The organism is Devosia sp. Root685 (assembly GCF_001427875.1).
Lineage (GTDB): Bacteria > Pseudomonadota > Alphaproteobacteria > Rhizobiales > Devosiaceae > Devosia.
The window spans coordinates 352,492-367,262 of record NZ_LMHK01000002.1; the positions used below are offsets into that span (position 1 = coordinate 352,492).

Consider the following 14,771-nt stretch of genomic DNA (forward strand, 5'->3'; position numbering starts at 1 on the left):
CTTCTTGGGTCCCCGGCGGGACCTTAGCGGAAGGGAGCAAGCTGGGCTAGAGGCGGTCCGCAAGATAGGCTTCGAGCGTGGCCTTCGTTCCGATAGACCATAGTGAATTCAAGGACTTGCTGAAAGCAGTGATGAAGGATGGGGCCTTGGCGAGGTCGCCGTAGATGTCTGATAATTCGAGCCAGGCGGACGGATTGCCCTTGGCTTTTTTGGCCTGGGCGGTGAGGCGGTCCCAGTTGGGATCGTTGGGTTCGATCACCGCGCCGCTATCGGTCGTGCCGTAGCAATAGCGGCACCACAGGGCACTCACGAGTGCCAATCCGGTTAGCAGACTGTTACCGTTGACCCTATCCAAAGCGGTCGGAATGATAAACTTCGGTTGTCGATTGGAGCCATCGAGCGCGAGACGGCGAATTGTGTCGCCGATTTTGGGATTGGCGAAGCGTTTTTCGCAGAGCGCGAGATAGTCGTTGAGATCGGTATCGGGCACCGGCGGCACGACCGGAATGATCTCTTCGGTCTCGACCTTTTTGAGGAAGGCGGCGACGAGCGGATGCTCCATGGCTTCGTGGACAAAGTGGATGTCCATGAGCCCGGCCGGATAGGCGATGGTGGCGTGGCCGCCATTGAGGATGCGGATCTTCATGTGCTCATAGGGCGCGACATCGGGGACGAACTGCACCCCGACCTTTTCGAGCGCCGGGCGGCCGGCGGGGAAATTGTCTTCGAGCACCCATTGCTTGAAATTTTCGCAGAAGACCGGCCAGGCGTCGTCGATGCCAAAATTTTCGGCGAGGAGGTTTTTCTCGCGCTCGGAGGTGGCAGGGGTGATGCGATCGACCATGCCATTGGGGAAGGCGACGGAGGATTTGACCCAGGCAGCGAGTGCGGGATCGATCAGGGCGGCGAGGCCGGCGACGGCGTTTTCCGTGACATGGCCATTGCCCGGGATATTGTCGCAGCTCATGACGGTGAAAGGTTTTAAGCCGGCGTCGCGGCGTTTGACGAGGCCGGCGAGGATCAGGCCGAAGGCGGTTTTGGGCGCGTCGAAATGGGCGGCGTCATAGGCGATGTCGGGATGAGTCGGATCGAACTTTTGGCTGGCGGGGTCGATATAATAGCCACCCTCGGTGATGGTCAGCGAGACGATACGGATGGCGGGGTCTGTCAGTTGGGCGATGACGGCAGCGCTGTCGCCGGGTTTGAGGTAATCCACCATGGCGCCGGTGACGTGGGCGGAGCTTGAGTCAGCTTCCTGTTCGACGACAGTGGTGAGCCAATCCTGGCCCATGAGCTTTTGGCGCATGGCTTCGTCGGTTTCGCGGACACCGGCGCCGATCAGGGCCCAATCGCGGCCTTCGCCGAGATTGAAAAGCGCGTCGAGATAGACGGCCTGGTGGGCGCGATGGAAATTGCCTACGCCGAAATGGACGATGCCGGGGGTGAGATCGGCACGGGTGTATTTTGGCACCGCGGCTGATGCGATGGTAGGCAACGTGGCGGCGGAGAGCTTGGTGGTCATGGCCATATCTCGAAAGACCTCATAGTGAGGTGCGAGCGAAGCGAGCCTCGAACTACGAGGTCGCTGAGTGGAGGTTTCGGTGCCTGCCGCCCTCGTGGTTCGAGGCCCCGCTGCGCAGGGCACCTCACCATGAGGGCTCTTTGCACGGCGGTCATTTAGATCGCCAGTCCAGCAGCGTCGAACTTGTAGATGCGCGAGGGGTCGGGGGTCAGCCAGACCACATCGCCGTGCTTAAAGGTTTGGTCGCCGTCGGTGCGGACGGTGAAGAGGCCCAGGCCATCGGTTTCGACATGGAGGAACGTGTCGGAGCCGAGCTGTTCGGCAACCTTCACGGTACCGCGCCAGGCCCCTTCGGTGGTCGAGAGTTTGAAATGTTCGGGGCGCACGCCGATGGAATGAGCATTGTGCTTGGTCGCTTCCGGGCCATCCACGAAATTCATTTTCGGGGAACCGATGAAGCCGGCGACGAAGCGGTTGGCGGGCTTTTTGTAGAGGTCGAGCGGCGAGCCGAACTGTTCGACATTGCCCGCGTTCAGCACCACGATGCGGTCGGCCATGGTCATGGCTTCGACCTGGTCGTGGGTGACGTAGATCATCGTGGTTTTGAGCTGCTGGTGCAGTTCGGTGATTTCGAGGCGCATGTTGACGCGCAGCGCTGCGTCAAGATTGGACAGTGGTTCGTCGAAGAGAAAGGCCTTGGGCTCTCGGACGATGGCACGGCCAATGGCGACGCGCTGACGCTGGCCGCCGGAAAGGGCGCGCGGGCGACGGTCGAGATAGGAGCCGAGGTTTAATGTGCGCGCGGCGTAGTCGACCTTTTTGTCGATTTCGGCCTGCGGGAGCTTTGCCATCTTCAACGGGAAGGCGATGTTGTCCCTGACGCTCATGTGAGGATAGAGCGCGTAGGACTGGAAGACCATGGCGAGGCCGCGCTTGGCGGGGGCTGCGTCGGTGACGTCCTGGCCGTCGAGTTTTATCGTGCCGGAAGTGGTGTCTTCGAGGCCGGCGATCAAGCGCAACAGGGTGGACTTGCCGCAGCCCGAGGGGCCGACGAAGACGACAAATTCGCCGTTCTGGATATCGAGCGAAATGTCCGGGATGATTTCGACTTCACCGAAGGACTTGTTGACGTGTTCGAGGGTGATGGAACCCATGGTTTTGGTCCTTTCAGTGTGTGGCGGCTGAGGGGGTTTGGCGCGAAGCGGACCCCCACCTAGCCTCCCCCTGGGAGGGGGAGGGATCTATCGAGTTTGGTGAGGCGGCGGAGAACCACCGGCGAGCCCCTCCCCCTATCAGGGGGAGGTTGGGTGGGGGTTGACGTTGGGCGCCGAGGTTGCCGGAAGGCCCCCTCACCCCAACCGAATTCGCACTTGCGAATTCGGTGAGCTGCGCGCCGACCTCTCCCCCAGAGGAAGAGGTGAAAAAAGAAAGCCGCATCATTTCACCGCACCAAAAGTCAGGCCGCGCACGAGTTGTTTCTGGCTGAACCAGCCGAGGAGCAGGATCGGGGCGATGGCGAGGAGGGAGGCGGCGGAGAGTTTTGCGAGGAAGAGGCCTTGTGGCGAGGAGAAGGAGGAGATGAAGGCGGTCAGCGTGCCGGCGCGGCCCGAGGTCAGGGTGATGGTCCAGAAGGCTTCGTTCCAGGCGAGGATGACGTTGAGCAGCAGCGTCGAGGCGATGCCGGGCACGGCCATGGGCACGAGGACGTGGGTGATCTCGTTCCAGAGTTCGGCGCCATCCATGCGGGCGGCTTCGAGGATATCGACCGGGATTTCCTTGAAATAGGTGTAGAGCATCCAGACGATGATCGGCAGATTGATCAGGGTCATGATCAGGGTGAGACCATGGACCGTGTCGAGCAGTCTTAGGTCGCGGAAAATGAGGTAGATCGGGATCAGGACACCGACGGCGGGCATCATCTTGGTGGAGAGCATCCACATCAGGATGTCCTTGGTGCGCTTCGATGGAGCGAAGGCCATGGACCAGGCGGCGGGGATGGCGATGATAAGGCCCAAGAGGGTCGAGCCGACGGACACGATGATCGAATTGATCGCGTGCTTGAAATAGTCGGAACGATCCTGCACGGCGCTGAAATTTTCGAGCGTGAAGTTTTGGGGGAAGAAGGTCGGTTGGGAAGCGATGGCTTCCGCCTCGGTCTTGAAGGCTGTGAGCAGCGTCCAGAGGATCGGGGAGAAGAGCAGCAGGGCCACCGCCCAGGCGAGGACGGTGAAGCCGACTTTGGTTTGAACGGAGACGCGGCGGGCCATGGTCAGGTCCTTTCACCGGTAAGAGGCGCAGCCTCACCTCTCCCTTCGGGGGAGAGGTCGACCCGGCAGGGTCGGGTGAGGGGGCCTTGGAGAGCCACTGAGTTTGCCGAAGGCCCCCTCACCCGGCGCGTTGCGCCGACCTCTCCCCCAGAGGGAGAGGTGAAGAGGGTTCGGTGATTGCCGCGGTTACGCATCTAAATTCTTCCCCACAGCGCGCATCAGGAAGATGGCGACGATATTGGCGATGATGACGGCCACCACACCACCCGCGGAGCCAGCGCCGATGTCATTGCTGAGGATGCCAGTGCGGAAGACGAGGAAGGCGATATTGGTCGAGGCATAGCCTGGGCCGCCGCCGGTGGTGACGCGGATTTCGGCGAAAATGCCCAGAAGGAAGATCGTCTGGATCAGGATGACGATGGTGATCGCCCGCGCCATGTGCGGCAGGATGATGTAGCGGAAGCGATTGGCGGCGTTGGCGCCGTCCATTTCGGCGGCTTCGCGCTGTTCTTCCGAGAGCGATTGCAGGGCGGTGAGGAGGATCAGCGTCGCGAAGGGCAGCCACTGCCAGGCGACGATGACGATGACCGAAAACAGCGGATATTGATTGAACCAGTCGACCGGCTGCAGACCGAAGAATTTCCACAAATGCCCGAGCATGCCATAGCCGGGATGCATGAAGCCGTTTTTCCAGATCAGCGCCGCGACGGGCGGCATGACGAAGAAGGGCGAAATGACGAGGATGCGCAAAATCCCCTGCCCCCAGATCGGCTGATCGAGCAAGAGCGCGAGGAAGGTGCCGCCGACAATGGTGATGACGAGGACACCGCCCACGAGGATCAGCGTATTGACCAGGGCCTGGGTGAAGCTCGGATCGCCGATGACATAGACATAATTGGCCCAGCCGGCGAAGCCCGTCATCATCGGATTGATGAGGCTGTAATTCTGGAAGGAGAACCACAGGGTCATGACCAGTGGCACGATCATCCAGATGAAGAGCACGATAACGGCCGGTGCCATCATGGTGCGCGCCAGGGCGCGGGTTTGTTTGGTGGCCATTCTTTTGTGACTTCCTCCCAGTGCGACCAAGCTGTTGCAAGCGTCGCGGCGTCATTCCCGCGAAGGCGGGAATCCCTCAGTGGCAATGCCCGGTCCGGAGATTCCCGCTTTCGCGGGAATGACGCGGTGGGTGGAGAGAAAATCCGCCCGGCCAATCGAGGGGTCCAATCGGTCGGGCGGCAGTCCTCAGGAGGTCTACTTGATATAGCCGGCGCGGGTCATGTCGCGGGTGGTGGCGTCCTGGGCCTGGACCAGGGCGTCGGCCGCGGACATCTGGCCGGCGAGCGCTGCCGAGAAGAGCTGGCCGACATTGGTGGCGATACCGGCAAATTCAGGAATGGCCACGAACTGCACGCCGGTATAGGGGACCGGATCGACCGTGGGATGGGTCGGGTCGGCCGCATTGATGGAGTCGAGCGTCATCTTGGCGAAGGGCGCGGCGGCCTGGTAGTCCGCATTCTCATAGAGCGAGGTGCGGGTGCCCGGAGGCACATTGGCCCAGCCGTCCTTTTCGGCGACCAGCGCGAGATAGTCCTTGTCGGTCGCCCAGTTGATGAACTTTTCGGCGGCCTCGGCATTCTGCGAGCTCGCCGGGATGGCGAGGGACCAGGCCCAGAGCCAGTTGCCGCGCTTGCCAAGGCCATTGTCTGGCGCCAGGGCAAAGCCGACCTTGTCGGCGACGGTCGAGTCGGTGGGGTTGGTCACGAAGGACGCCGCGACGGTGGCGTCGATCCACATGCCGCACTTGCCCTGCTGGAAGAGGGTCAGGTTCTCGTTGAAGCCATTGGACGAGGCGCCGGCCGGGCCGGCATCGGCCATCAGCGAGAGATAGGTATCGAGCGTGTTCTTCCACTGCTCGGTATCGAACTGGGGCTTCCAGTTTTCGTCGAACCAGCGGGCGCCGAAGGAGTTGGACATGGCCGTGAGGAAAGCCATGTTCTCGCCCCAGCCGGCCTTGCCGCGGAGGCAGATGCCGTTGATGTCATTGGCGCGATCGGTCATGGCGCGGGCGGCTTCGCCGATGAATTCCCAAGTTGGGGCTTCCGGCATGGTGAGGCCGGCTTTTTCCATCAGATCGGTGCGATACATGATGAAGGAGCTCTCGCCATAGAACGGGGCGGCATAGAGTTTTCCGTCCATCGAGAGGCCGCCGCGAATGGCGGGGAGCAGATCATCGACGTCGTATTCGGCGTCGGCGGAGAGGGCGTCGAGGGGTTTGAGCCAATTCTGCTTGGCCCAGATCGGCGCTTCATAGGTGCCTATGGTCATGATGTCATATTGGCCGCCATTGGTGGCGATGTCGGTGGTGACGTTCTGGCGCAGGGTGTTTTCTTCCAGCACGACCCAATTGAGCGCGATGCCGGTCTCTTCGGTAAAGGCCGAAGACAGGCCCTGCATGCGGATCATGTCGCCATTGTTCACGGTGGCAATGGTCAGCGTCTGGGCCGAAGCCGAGCCGACGAGGGCAAGCGTCATCGCGCCCACGAAAAGGGGTGTCAGTTTCATTGAAGTCCTCCCAAGACGAAGCGAGTTTTTGCTCCTGTCGTGAGCAAATGTTCACCGGCTGGGCAAATATGTCAAGAGGAGTGAAGCACCGGCGGGGGAAGTGCGGGCGTCAGGCTGTGGGAATTTTGGGATGGAGGTCAGGAGAAGGGTCGGGCAAAAGGCAGGGCGGCTGAGCGATTGCTGTGAAATCGCACCCCCACCTAGCCTCCCCCTGGTAGGGGGAGGGATCTGCTGGTGGCTCACGGGAATTGGAGCAAACGCGATGCGTTCCTCCCCCTTTTTTGGGGAGAGGCGAGGGGGGGTATTCTGAAAACCTAAGCTAGCAGCAGTTCAGCCGTGCGCTCGTCGGTGATGACGCCGTTGACCAGCCGGCGATTGAGCGCGGCGCGGATGGCGGGGGCTTTGTTGCGGCCCATGGCGAGGCCGACGACGAGGCTTGATTCGCGCGAGGGAATGGGTGCCGAGGCGACGCGGTCGTTGATCAGGCCTTCGATGAGACGGCCTTCGGCATCAAAGCACCAGCCGCAGATTTCGCCCACGGCGCCAGCTTTCTGCAGCATTTTGTGGTCGGGTTCGGAGATGAAATTGTCGAGCAATAGCGGGGCCTTGGGGCCGAGGTCACCAATGCCGACAAAGGTGACATTAGCCTCGGCGGCGAGAGACAGGGTCGCCTTGATCATCGGTTGGCGATGCAGCATTTCGCGCTCGGCGGCCGAGGAGGCGATAACAGGCAGGGGCATGGGAAAGCTGCGGGCTTTTACGGTGTCGGCGACATTGAAAATGACGTTGTAAAAGGCGGCTGAGCCATCGGGGGCGATATTGCCGGTGAGCGACACGACCTTGTGTTGCGGGCATTCCATGGGCTGGATCTGCTCGATGGCGGCTTTCAGCGTGCGGCCCGTGCCGATGGCCATGGTGATCGGCTCGGGGCGGACCAGCCAGCGCTCGATTTCGGCGGCGCCAGCTTCGGCAACGCCAATGGTGGTGGAGTCGCTGGCGGGGTCTGACGGCACGACCTCGACGAGATCGAGCGCGAAGCGGGATTTGAGGCGCGCGGCAAAATCCATGCAGCGGCCGATGGGGTGGTCGAGGCGGACTTTTATCAGGCCCTCGCTGACCGAGAGTGAGACGAGGCGCTGCGCCGACTGGCGCGAAATGCCCATCTTGGCGGCGATCTCTTCCTGCGTATTGCCCGCGACATAATAGAGCCAGCCGGCGCGGGCGGCGTCGTCAAGCCGGGTCGCAGTGTTCTCTTGTCGCGCAGCCATTGGTGGTCACCTTGTCCGTCGCGCGATTAAGCGCGATTGGCGGGAAAGGGCAAGTGCGGGGGATCGCCGTCACTCTTAAGCAAAAACCTGAATGAACGCGTGTGCATTGCCTTTCCCTGCAATGCGGCGCACTCTGATTGGAGGCATGAGTCGATGCCTTTTCGGGAGCCCTCATGGCGAATACCGCACCCGCAATCCCAGCGTTTTGCCAGCAGGTCGCCGCCCTGCCCTGGCGGCGCGAGGCCGATGGTGCGATTTCCGTCCTGCTCATCACCTCGCGCAGCAATGGCAAATGGATGCTGCCCAAGGGCTGGCCGATAAAGGGCCTGAGCGAGGCGGAATCGGCTCGTCAGGAGGCCCTCGAAGAGGCGGGCGTTGAGGGCATTGTCGACACCCAGGCCGTGGGCTCGTACCGCTATTCCAAGTTCTTCAGCGATGGTTCGAGCACGCCGGGCCAGGCCATCATCTTTCCCCTGACGGTCACGCGCGAGAAAAAAGGCTGGAAAGAAAAGGGGCAGCGCCAGCGCCGCTGGATGTCGCCGCGCGAAGCGGCGGAGGCGGCCCACGAACCGGACCTGGCGCGTTTTCTCGCCCATCTGGCTTCAGGCCGCGTGACGCTGCCGCATGCCAGTCACGCGCAAGCCTTCGCGCTTTAACGCCGTTCTGGCGATCCGATCTTCCATGTCGATTCTTATTGATTAGCCCGGCAAGGGCCAAGCAATCCTTGGCGCAAAGTACGCACAATACTTCTCATTGCGTGCAAAGGCCCATTTTGGCCCGCAAGGCGCCAAACCACCGAAGTACTCGCCGCGAATGACAAAAAGCCATGAAATTACTGATAGATAGCCCGCGTCAGCGCATTTCTTTATGCCTGACAGGGACATATGCCCCGCCCACAAAGTGTGTCGGTTGCGCATCTCGCCTTGGTTAATAAAGTGATGACCGCGCGGGAGAACTTGCGCATGTCCCTGCTCCCAAGTAAAACTTACTGAGTTGGGGGACATAACGAACATGATGGTAAAATCGTTGTTGCGGTCCGTGTTGATCGTCGGCGGTCTTGTTCTGGCGGGGAGCGCCGGAGCCGCGGATTTGAACATCTATCGCAGCGCGAGTTGCACCAGCTACATGCAATCGACACTGCCTTCGCAGCCGCAAGAGATCATCAAGCAGACGCTCTGGGATAATTTCCAGGACGCCGAGGCCGGTATGAACGATCCGCGTGTGCAGGGGTCCCGCCAGCAGGCTTTCACCTGGGCCATGGAAACGCGCTGGGCGTGCACAGCAGCCATAGGTTACCTCAAGGGCGGCAATATCGACGAGGAATCGATCCAGAAATGCGATTGTTTCCATCAGCGTTATGTTTCGCTCAAGTAAACCCGCGGCTTGCAGAAAGTAACATTCGATGAAGAATTCTCTGCTTAAGGCGCTGCTACTTTCGGGCGTTGCGCTCTTTGCCCCTATCGCCGCCAGTGCCATGAGCCTGCGCGATGCCGTGCAGGTCGGTCTTGAGAGCAACCCGCAAATCGGCCAGGCCATTCAAAACCACGATGCGACCGGTTTTGAACTGAAGCAGGCCCTCGGTCTCTACGCGCCGCGCGTCGATCTCGAAGCTTCGACCGGCGTCCAGATGTTGAACACGCCGTCGCGCCGCGCGGCAGGCATCAACGACGATGCGTTGTTCCCCACCCAGATCGGCGTCGTCGCCTCGTTTGACCTTTACGACGGCGGCTTCCGCGACGCCGAAGTGCTGCGCCAGTCGGCCCGGGTCGATAGCGCATCCTATCGCGTACTCGAGCGCAGCGAATTTATCGCCCTGCAGATCGTCCGCGTCTATTATCAGCTTATCCTGCAGCAGCAGATTGTCGACCTCAGCCGCCAGAACGTAACGTTCCACGAGGGTATCGTGAGCGACGTGGCGGCGGCCATCGACAGCGGCCAATTGACCGAGGCCGACCGTTTCCAGTCGATCGAGCGTATGGCCGCCGCACGGGCGCGCCTAACCGAGGCCGGCGTTGAGCTTGCCGCGGCCCAGATCGAATTCAGAAGCTATGTTGGCCTGATGCCCGGCGCCGTGAGCACACCGCCGCGCGCTTCCGGCTCCATTCCATCTTCGCTTGAAGTGCTGATCGCCAAGGCGATCCTGAACAATCCGCGCACCTTGACCGCTGCCGCGGACATCGACGCCGCCTCAGCGCTCGTCGATCAGGCCGAAGCAGGCCTCCGCCCCAAGCTGCTGCTCGAGGGCCGGGCCAATACCGGCTACGATATTTCGGGGACCAGTGATTTCACCTCCGACGCGAGCCTGAAACTTTCCATGCGCTGGAATATCTATGACGGTGGCATCAAGGCCGCCGCGGTTCAGGAAGAAACGCGCCGCGAAAGCGAAGCCAAGCTCGCCTATGACCAGACGGTCCGCGAAGTCGAGCAGGCGATCCGTGAATCCTGGCTGCGCCTCCAAAGCCAGGGCGAACTCGCTTCGGTCTACGACCAGCAGCTTAACTCCTCGGCTGAACTCGTGACCTCCTATCGGGACCAGTTCAAGATCGGTGAGCGCTCGCTGCTCGACGTGCTCGATGCGCAGAATACCCGCGTCAACGTGCAGATCCTGCGCGAAACGGCCCGCTTCAGCGTCATGTTCGCCGAATATCGCGTGCTGGCGGCGAGCGGTACCCTGCTCGGTTTCATGGGTGTTCAGGCCCACAGCACTGCCGTGGCCGACTCGCGTGCCGCAATTAATGCCAAGTCGTGGGAAGATTCAGAGCCACGCACACTGTCGCCGTTAACTATTCCGACACTCGGAAACTAGTTCGGCGCCATATTTACGCCTTTTGGACAGGTCCATGCTAAAATGCTGGACTGTCGTGGGCCTGTCCGGAAGTGCACCATGCTTAACTTGAGAATGGCAGACTAGTCATGTCCGCCGTTTCCCCTACCGACACACCAGGGAATGGGAGCCAGGATCCCGTTCTCGATTGCGTTCGCTTTCTCGCCCGCGCCTGGCGCAAAGCGGACTCGCCGTCGACATTGACCGCGGGCCTGCCGCTCAGGGATGGGCTGATGGATGTCAGCCTGATCGAGGCGGCATTTGCCCGCATCGGCGTGACGGTCCGGCCGGTCAACGAGGCGCTGTCCCGTTTAAAGGACTATGATTTTCCTGCCATTATGCTCCCGGGCGACCGGCCACCGCTGGTGATCCTGCGCAAGGTCGGCTGGCGCATGTATCGGGTCTATGACCCGCTGGTTGGCGTTGAGCAAAATATCGATGCAAGAACGCTCGGCGCCCGGCGCGTTGCGAGCTTTCTCTGCGCTTTTCCCAATTTCGAGAATGTGCAGGACTATTCCGGCCATCGCTTTGCGCGCAGCGGCCACTGGTTCTGGTCGGTGATCCGCGGCCACACGCTGAGCATCTGGTATGTTCTATTGGCCGCGGCCTTCATCAATGTCTTCGCGCTGGCCTTCCCGCTTTTCACCATGAATGTCTACGACCGGGTGCTGCCGAATTCGGCCCAGACCACCATGTGGGTGCTGGCCATCGGGGTGGCGCTGGTCTCGATTTTCGATCTGTTGCTGAAACTGGCGCGTGCCGGCGTGATCGAGTTTGTCGGACGCTCCATCGACTTCCGCCTGTCCTCGGCCCTGTTCGACCGGGTGCTCAACACCCCGATGGCGAACCGGCCGGCCTCGACCGGCGCCTTTGTCAGCCGTATCGGCCAATATGAAGTGCTGCGCGAATTCGTCGCCGCCAGCACGCTGGTCATGTTCGTCGATGCCCTGTTCCTGGGCATTTTTGCCTATATCATTGCGCTGCTGGTCGGCTGGCTGGTGGTCTTTCCGCTCATTGCCGGGGTCATTGCCCTGGGCATGACGCTGGTTGTCGGCATGTTGTCAGGCCGGGCCGTCAAGTCGGCCCTCGCCGAATCCTCTGCGCGCAATGCCGTTCTCGTGGAGGCGCTCACCAGCGCCCAAACCGTAAAAGCCTCGCGCGCCGAAGGGCAATTGCTGCGCCGCTGGGAAGCGGCGGTGCTCGCTTCGTCGCACACGCAGGATCAGTTGCGCATGCTGCAATCGGTCGCCACCAATTCGACCGCCGCGCTATCCCAGCTTTCCCTTGTCGGCATCATTGTCGGCGGCTCCTATGCCTTCACGACTGGCGACGTGACCACCGGCGCCATTATCGCCGCCATGATGCTGTCGAACCGGCTGATCGCGCCGATCGGGCTGATCGCGGCGACGCTGCTGCGCGCCCGCACGGCCATGGAGGCCTACCAGACCGTCGACTCTATCATGAAGCTGCCCGACGAGCGGCCGAACCGGCAGAACCAGACCCAGCGCGTCGTGCAGACCGGGCGGATGTCGTTCAACAAAATTCGCTTCGCCTATCCGGGCACCAAGGTTTTCGTGCTCGATGGCATCTCTTTTTCAGTCAAGCCCGGCGAGAAGGTGGGCATTATCGGCCGTATCGGCTCGGGTAAAACCACGATCGGCCGGCTGCTGGTCAATTTCCATCGCGCCAGCGAAGGCGAGGTATCGATCGACGGCATCGATATCGACCAATATCATCCCGACGATCTGCGCCGCGCCGTGGGCTTCGTGGTCCAGGACCCCGAACTGTTCAACGGCACGGTGCGCGACAATATTCTGATGAGCGATCCCGGCGCCACCGAGGAGCGCCTCCTCACCGCCGCGCGGCGTGCCGGGGTCGAAGACTTCGTCTCCCGTCACCCCCAGGGCTATGACATGCCGGTGGGCGAGCGCGGCATGTTGCTCTCGGGCGGCCAGCGGCAGGCGATCGCCCTGGCGCGCGCCATGCTCGTCGAGCCCAAAATCCTCTTCCTCGATGAGCCATCCAGTTCCATGGATCTTGCCACCGAGCGGCAGTTGATCAAGCATCTCGAAACCAGCATGACGCCCGACCAGACGGTGCTGATCGCGACGCACCGCTATAGCCTCCTCTCGCTGGTGTCGCGGCTTCTCGTCATCGACAATGGCCGCCTGATCGCCGATGGTCCCAAGGATGAGGTCCTGACCCAGCTGCGCAGCCGGGGAGAAGGGGCGTGAATATGCCGGGCCCTGGAAACCAGAAGACGCGGGACTATTACCTGCCGACCGAAAAGCCGCCGCGCTCCTGGACCTATGTCATCGTCATCGTCGTCGCCACGCTCTCGGCCTTCCTCGTCTGGGCCAACTGGGCCGAAGTCGACCAGATCAGCCGGGCGGAAGGCAAAGTCATTCCCTCGGGCAAGACCCAGATCATCCAGAGCGCCGAGCCCGGTGTGGTCAGCGATATTCTCGTACGCTCGGGCGAGCAGGTTTCTGCCGGGCAATTGCTGATCCGGCTCGATGATACCAACACCGCTTCGAGCGCCGGGGAAGTCGAGGCGCGTGTGCTGGCACTGCAGGCGCAGACCGAACGGCTGCGCGTCGAGAGCCAAAGCTTGCCCATCGAAGCCTATCGCTGCCCGAACCTGGTGGCTTTGCAGGCGCCGGAGGTTTGTGATGCCGAGATCGAGCTCCTGAAATCCCGCCTCGAAAACCTGACCAGCACCACCGATGTGCTGGCCCAGCGCGTCGAACAGCGCCAGCGCGAAATCAACGAGCTTGCCGCCAACAAGACCCGGCTGCAGAACAGCCTCGATATCTCTCAGCAGCGCCTCGACCTGATTGCTCCGATGGCGCAGAGAGGCCTCGCGGCCCAGACCGATCTCCTGACCTTGCAGGCTGAAGTTGCTGATATCACCGGCCAGATCGCGGCATCGGCCGAAAGCGCCGGGCGCCTCAACGCCGCCCTCCGCGAAGCGCAATTGCAGGTGCAACAGGCCGACCGTCAGTTCCGCCAGGAGGCCCTGTCCGAACTGACGCAACGCCGCGCCGAACTGGCAAGCGCCGAACAGCAATTGCGCGGCGCGACCGATCGGGTAAGCCGCACCGAAATTCGCTCGCCCGTCGATGGCATCGTCAACAGCATCGACGTGTCGACGATCGGCGCCGTGGTGCAGGCCGGCGCAAGACTGATGGACATCGTGCCCAAGTCCGATTTCCTGCTCGTCGAAGCAAGGCTGAAGCCGGCGGATGTCGCCTTCGTCATTCCGGGCCAATTGGCCCGCATCAAGTTCAGCGCCTATGATTTCTCCATTTATGGCGGCATCGAGGGCATAGTCGACAATGTCGGCGCCGACAGCATCGTCGATCAGAACACGCGCGAAACCTATTATCTCGTCACGGTGCGCGCCGACAAAACCTCGCTCGACTATAGGGGGCAGGAACTTCAGGTTCTGCCCGGCATGGTGAGCACGATCGATATTATCACCGGCCACCATTCGATCCTCCAATATTTGCTGAAGCCCATCAACAAGGTGCGGCAGGAGGCATTGATTGAGCGATAGCCTCGAGGGACAGGAGGGCCAACCGGAAGCTGGCGCCGAAGGCGCGGCGGACTGGGCAGTCCCCGTGTTCCGCACCATCAACACGCCATCCGGCCGGCACGCCTTGAGGCTGGAAGCAGCGTTCTGGGATGGCCTCGCGCGCCTCGCGCAACACGAAGGCCGCAAGACGACCGATCTCGTCCGCGAGCTTGTCGTGCTCGACCGTGGCGTGGGCGCGAACCTGTCGAGCACCATTCGCAGTGCGGTGGTCAAGCGCCTGCTCGACCGCGACGCGGCGCTGGCGCCGCTGACCGCGCCGCTGGCGCTGGTCAAGTTGATGCAATTGGCGCCCCTGCCCTCCTTCGCGCTCAACCGCGCGAAAACCCTGGTGCGGGTCAACGAGGAATTCGTGCGCTATCTGCGCAACGCCCTCTCCAAGACCGGGCCGGTCGAAAAGGCGCAATTAAAGCTCGATCAGGCGGCGGAAACCCTTTTTGCCGAGATTGCCCCGGGCACCGCGGTCGAATGCGGAATTTCGATCCGGCTCGACAATCACGAGCATCGCACGCAGGCCCGCATCGTCATTCCGCCGGCTCTTTCCCACCCCATTCTGGTGGGCTTCATCAGCCACTGAACCGCTTCAAGCAAAATGGCATATCTGGGTATGCCTGTGAAGTTAAGGTTAAGTAAATAACTTGTATTCTAGCATATCGGGATATGTGTTCGACTATTGGTACCAATTGAGGTCAAAAAAGCAAGCCTGTAATGTCGCCCCAAAATAGCAGCA

The 14,771-nt window shown here is 61.6% G+C and carries 12 protein-coding genes; 6 read left to right on the forward strand and 6 right to left on the reverse strand.

Annotation, left to right across the window (positions count from 1 at the left end; genetic code table 11):
* Positions 1-46: 46 nt before the first annotated feature.
* From ASD83_RS10410 to ASD83_RS10435, 6 genes are all read right to left on the reverse strand, one after another.
* Positions 47-1,522, reverse strand: coding sequence for a mannitol dehydrogenase family protein (locus ASD83_RS10410; RefSeq protein WP_056312296.1), 1,476 nt, complete (start codon positions 1,520-1,522; stop codon positions 47-49).
* Between the two features lie 155 nt (positions 1,523-1,677).
* The gene (locus tag ASD83_RS10415; protein ID WP_056310608.1) at positions 1,678-2,676 is read right to left on the reverse strand and encodes an ABC transporter ATP-binding protein; all 999 of its coding nucleotides are present in this window, start codon (positions 2,674-2,676) and stop codon (positions 1,678-1,680) included.
* 282 nt (positions 2,677-2,958) lie between these two features.
* Positions 2,959-3,789 carry a carbohydrate ABC transporter permease gene (locus ASD83_RS10420; protein ID WP_056310610.1) on the reverse strand — a complete coding sequence of 277 codons (831 nt, stop codon included), beginning with the start codon at positions 3,787-3,789 and terminating at the stop codon, positions 2,959-2,961.
* A 186-nt stretch (positions 3,790-3,975) separates the two neighbouring features.
* Complete coding sequence (locus ASD83_RS10425; protein WP_056310612.1) at positions 3,976-4,848, reverse strand: carbohydrate ABC transporter permease; 873 nt, start codon at positions 4,846-4,848, stop codon at positions 3,976-3,978.
* A gap of 195 nt (positions 4,849-5,043) precedes the next feature.
* A complete protein-coding gene (locus ASD83_RS10430; RefSeq protein WP_056310614.1) occupies positions 5,044-6,354 on the reverse strand; it encodes an ABC transporter substrate-binding protein in 1,311 nt (436 codons plus the stop codon).
* Positions 6,355-6,668: 314 nt separating this feature from the next.
* On the reverse strand, positions 6,669-7,622 hold the full coding sequence (locus ASD83_RS10435; protein WP_056310616.1) for a sugar-binding transcriptional regulator: 954 nt from the start codon (positions 7,620-7,622) through the stop codon (positions 6,669-6,671).
* Positions 7,623-7,795: 173 nt separating this feature from the next.
* Here ASD83_RS10435 and ASD83_RS10440 point away from each other — a divergent pair, with 173 nt between their 5' ends.
* The 6 genes from ASD83_RS10440 to ASD83_RS10465 all read left to right on the forward strand — a co-directional run bounded on the left by ASD83_RS10440 (position 7,796) and on the right by ASD83_RS10465 (position 14,618).
* Positions 7,796-8,278, forward strand: coding sequence for an NUDIX hydrolase (locus tag ASD83_RS10440; protein WP_082561106.1), 483 nt, complete (start codon positions 7,796-7,798; stop codon positions 8,276-8,278).
* Positions 8,279-8,633: 355 nt separating this feature from the next.
* The gene (locus ASD83_RS10445) at positions 8,634-8,996 is read left to right on the forward strand and encodes a hypothetical protein (protein WP_056310618.1); all 363 of its coding nucleotides are present in this window, start codon (positions 8,634-8,636) and stop codon (positions 8,994-8,996) included.
* A 28-nt stretch (positions 8,997-9,024) separates the two neighbouring features.
* Positions 9,025-10,428, forward strand: coding sequence for a TolC family protein (locus ASD83_RS10450; RefSeq protein ID WP_056310620.1), 1,404 nt, complete (start codon positions 9,025-9,027; stop codon positions 10,426-10,428).
* A 107-nt stretch (positions 10,429-10,535) separates the two neighbouring features.
* Complete coding sequence (locus tag ASD83_RS10455; RefSeq protein ID WP_082561107.1) at positions 10,536-12,680, forward strand: type I secretion system permease/ATPase; 2,145 nt, start codon at positions 10,536-10,538, stop codon at positions 12,678-12,680.
* Positions 12,681-12,682: 2 nt separating this feature from the next.
* Positions 12,683-14,005 (forward strand): HlyD family type I secretion periplasmic adaptor subunit, encoded by a 1,323-nt coding sequence (locus ASD83_RS10460; protein WP_056310624.1) that lies wholly within the window; start codon positions 12,683-12,685, stop codon positions 14,003-14,005.
* Complete coding sequence (locus ASD83_RS10465) at positions 13,995-14,618, forward strand: ribbon-helix-helix domain-containing protein (RefSeq protein ID WP_056310626.1); 624 nt, start codon at positions 13,995-13,997, stop codon at positions 14,616-14,618. The genes ASD83_RS10460 and ASD83_RS10465 overlap by 11 nt, the downstream gene beginning before the upstream one ends.
* The last annotated feature ends 153 nt before the right edge of the window (positions 14,619-14,771 follow it).

Coding starts and splice junctions, on each gene's coding strand:
- ASD83_RS10410 (WP_056312296.1), bottom strand. CDS start 1,522: ATGACCACCAAGCTCTCCGCCGCCACGTTGCCTACCATCGCATCAGCC.
- ASD83_RS10415 (WP_056310608.1), bottom strand. CDS start 2,676: ATGGGTTCCATCACCCTCGAACACGTCAACAAGTCCTTCGGTGAAGTC.
- ASD83_RS10420 (WP_056310610.1), bottom strand. CDS start 3,789: ATGGCCCGCCGCGTCTCCGTTCAAACCAAAGTCGGCTTCACCGTCCTC.
- ASD83_RS10425 (WP_056310612.1), bottom strand. CDS start 4,848: ATGGCCACCAAACAAACCCGCGCCCTGGCGCGCACCATGATGGCACCG.
- ASD83_RS10430 (WP_056310614.1), bottom strand. CDS start 6,354: ATGAAACTGACACCCCTTTTCGTGGGCGCGATGACGCTTGCCCTCGTC.
- ASD83_RS10435 (WP_056310616.1), bottom strand. CDS start 7,622: ATGGCTGCGCGACAAGAGAACACTGCGACCCGGCTTGACGACGCCGCC.
- ASD83_RS10440 (WP_082561106.1), top strand. CDS start 7,796: ATGGCGAATACCGCACCCGCAATCCCAGCGTTTTGCCAGCAGGTCGCC.
- ASD83_RS10445 (WP_056310618.1), top strand. CDS start 8,634: ATGATGGTAAAATCGTTGTTGCGGTCCGTGTTGATCGTCGGCGGTCTT.
- ASD83_RS10450 (WP_056310620.1), top strand. CDS start 9,025: ATGAAGAATTCTCTGCTTAAGGCGCTGCTACTTTCGGGCGTTGCGCTC.
- ASD83_RS10455 (WP_082561107.1), top strand. CDS start 10,536: ATGTCCGCCGTTTCCCCTACCGACACACCAGGGAATGGGAGCCAGGAT.
- ASD83_RS10460 (WP_056310624.1), top strand. CDS start 12,683: ATGCCGGGCCCTGGAAACCAGAAGACGCGGGACTATTACCTGCCGACC.